This window comes from Spirillospora sp. NPDC049652 (genome assembly GCF_040675125.1).
GTDB lineage: Bacteria > Actinomycetota > Actinomycetes > Streptosporangiales > Streptosporangiaceae > Spirillospora.
In genome coordinates, this window is the sequence record NZ_JBFAOF010001150.1 from 1 (window position 1) to 2021 (window position 2021).

Annotated in this window: 1 protein-coding gene; it reads right to left on the bottom strand. The window is 72.2% G+C overall.

Going from position 1 to position 2021, the window contains the following annotated elements:
• Positions 1 to 2021: non-ribosomal peptide synthetase (locus tag AB0J52_RS37950; RefSeq protein WP_500187828.1), on the bottom strand; the 2021-nt coding region annotated here is incomplete at both ends.

Genomic DNA, 2021 nt, shown 5'->3' on the forward strand with positions numbered 1-2021 from the left:
GGACGTCCAGCGGACCATGTCTCCGGTGCGGTACATGCGCGTTCCGGGGACGAAGGGGCAGGCCACGAACCGTTCTGCGGTCAGCGCCGTTCTGCCGATGTAGCCGCGAGCCAGGCTCGGGCCGGCGATGTACAGCTCCCCCGTCACACCAGGCGGCACCGGCCGTAGCGCCTCGTCCAGGACGTACACGGCCGTGTTCCAGATCGGGCCGCCGATGGTCACCGGCTCGTCCGGCACCAGCACGTCGCTCATCGTGGCGCACACCGTCGACTCGGTCGGACCGTAGGCATTGAACATCCGACGGCCCGGAGCCCAACGCTCGACCAGGCCGGGCGGGCATGCCTCGCCGGCGACGACCAGGTTCACCAGACTGTCCGGCAAATTCTCCACCGTGGCCAGCAACGACGGGGGCACCGTCGCGTGCGTCACGCCCAGATCCGCCAGCAGGTCATCGAACCGGCCCCGAGGCGGCATCCGATCCGGCTCGGCCAGCAACAGCGTCGCACCCGACAGGAGCGCCATGCACAGCTCCCAGAACGCCGCGTCGAAGCCCAACGCGGCCATCTGCGCCACCCGCGAACCCGGCCGGACGCCGAAACGGTCCCTCTGCCAGGCCGCCAGGCTCGCCACACCCCGGTGCGAGACGCCCACGCCCTTGGGCTTGCCGGTCGAGCCGGACGTGTAGATCACATAGGCCAGTTGCCCGAGGGGTATCCGCAGGTCGACCGGGGTGTCGTCGTCGCTCAGGGACGTGAGGAACCGCTCGTCCACCACCAGGGACGGCTCCGAGTCGGCGAGCATGAACGCGATCCGCTCGGACGGATAGGACGGATCGATCGGCAGATAGGCCGCACCCGCCTTCAGCGCCCCCAGGATCACCGCGACCAGATCCGCCGAACGCTCCAAGCGGATGGCCACGACGTCCTCGCGGCCCACGCCGCGCTCGACCAAGGTGCACGCCACCCGGTTCGCGCGTGCGTCCAGCTCGGCGTACGTCCAGTGCACGTCGCCGAACTCCACCGCCACCGCCTCGGGAGTCCGCGCCACCTGCGCCGCGAACAGCTGCGGCACGGAACCGGCCGCGACGCCCCGGGTGGTGTCGTTCCAGTCGGTGACCAGACGGTTCCGCTCGTCCCCCGAGAGCACCTCCAGCTCGCTGACCCGCTGTTTCGGGTCGGCGGCCACCTGCGCCAGCACCCGGACGAACCGGTCGGCGATCCCGCGGACCGTCCTCTCGTCGAACAGGTCGGCGGCGAACTCGATCACGCCTCCGAGCCCGGCCGGGGCGCCGTCCTCGTCGCGGCGTTCCCCCAGTTCGAAGGCCAGGTCGAAACGGGCGGCCATGGCGGCGTCGCTGTGCACCGGGCGGACGGCGACGCCGGGCAGGTTCCACCGCGGTTCGATCTGCGTGGTGCCCTGCAGGTTGAGCGTCACCTGGAACAGCGGGTGCCGCGAGAGGGAGCGGACCGGGTTCAGGTCCTCCACCAGCCGCTCGAACGGCAGGTCCTGGTGGGCGAACGCGCGCAGGTCGGTCTCGCGGACGCGGCCGAGCAGCTCCGCGAACGACGGGTCACCGGCCACGTCCGTCCGCAGGACGAGGGTGTTCAAGAAGAAGCCCGCCAGGCCCTCCAGCGCCGCGTCGCCGCGACCCGCGACGGCCGTTCCGAGCGGGACGTCCGTGCCGCCGCCCAGGCGGGACAGCACCGCCGCCAACGCGGCCTGCACCACCATGAACATCGTCACGCCGTGCCGCTGCGCCACCTGGACCAGACCGGCATGAACCGCCGCACCGGTCTCCAGGGGCACGTGCCCGCCGCGGAAGGACGGGGTCGCGGGCCGGGGCCGGTCCACGGGCAGCGGGAGTTCCTCGGGGGCTCCTGCCAGCGCCTCGCGCCAGTGGCCGAGCTGCGCGGAGATCAGGCTGTCGGGGTCGTCCAGGTCGCCGAGGACGTCCCGCTGCCAGAGCGCGTAGTCGGCGTACTGCACCGGCAGGGGCGTCCAGTCCGGGGCCGAACCCGCCC